1 protein-coding gene and 1 pseudogene are annotated in these 1,034 nt (G+C 66.3%); both read right to left on the bottom strand.

What is annotated here, in order from left to right:
- A pseudogene (locus EN984_RS35775) lies at window positions 1-188 on the bottom strand (nicotinate-nucleotide diphosphorylase (carboxylating)); the annotation flags it as partial.
- 1 nt (window position 189) lies between these two features.
- Window positions 190-1,034: FAD-binding protein (locus tag EN984_RS35770; protein ID WP_127384415.1), on the bottom strand; the 845-nt coding region annotated here is incomplete at its 5' end.

Genomic DNA, 1,034 nt, shown 5'->3' with positions numbered 1-1,034 from the left:
GCATACGAGACCAGATCGAGCCCGGCAACGACGCCCGCCTGCCTCGCTTTGAGCACCAACGTGGCAGTGCAATCATACGGGATAACCGCATCGGTGGTCAGGTCGCCGGATCTGCCCAGGTCTTCGAGGAGCGCAATGCGCACAATCGGTTCGATCAGGGTCGCGGGGAGGGGGGAGAATGAAGTCATATCAAGTGCTCCGTATGGTAGCCCGGCAATCGAGTGCGGCCGCGGCCCGCATTGCGCTGTGCAGTGTCAGCCGTGATGGGCGCACGTTGGCATCGTGGAGCGGGAAATCGGACCGACAGTGCGCGCCTCGACTCTCTTCCCGCCTCAGGGCCGCCGCGGCGATCATCAGTGAGACCAAAGCCGGACCAGAGGCAGCGACACTATTGGCTGCGATCGGCAGCAGGGTCGCCACCGCTTCGCGCATTGCCTCGCCGTCGCGGATGATACCCAGGGCGGCGGAGACAATCGGGCGGACCACGGAAGCGTCTGGTCGTGGAGGGACGAATGTGGAGCATCTGCGCGGTCGCCGGGTATACGACGTGCCGGCAACGCTTTCGGCAACCCAGCTCGCGGTGACCGCCGCTTCGGTGAGCGAGTTGCTGGCCAGGCGGTTGGCGCCGTGCAGGCCGGTACAGGCCACCTCACCGCAGGCCCACAATCCCTCGATGGAGCTGCGGCCGGCGCTGTCTACGGCGACGCCGCCCATGTGATAATGTGCCGCCGGGCGCACCGGGATCAGGTCGGTCGCGGGGTCGATTCCTGCGCTCCGGCACAATTCGGCGATGCCTGGAAAACGCTTGCCAAATCTCGGGCCGAGACTTTGCCGTGCGTCCAGGAATACGCGGCGTCCAACGGCAAGCTGGTGCCAAATGGCGCGCGCTACGACGTCGCGAGGCGCAAGTTCACCGCCAGGTGTGTCGGCGAGGAAGCGCTCTCCTCGCTCATCGATGAGCACCGCGCCTTCGCCACGCACGGCTTCGCTCACCAGCGGCATCGGCCGGCGCGGACCGTCGAGCGCAGTTGGAT

Source organism: Mesorhizobium sp. M7A.F.Ca.CA.004.12.1.1 (genome assembly GCF_003997835.1).
Lineage (GTDB): Bacteria > Pseudomonadota > Alphaproteobacteria > Rhizobiales > Rhizobiaceae > Mesorhizobium.
The sequence above is the reverse complement of the archived record's forward strand: the minus strand, read 5'-3'. Positions and strand labels throughout refer to the sequence as shown.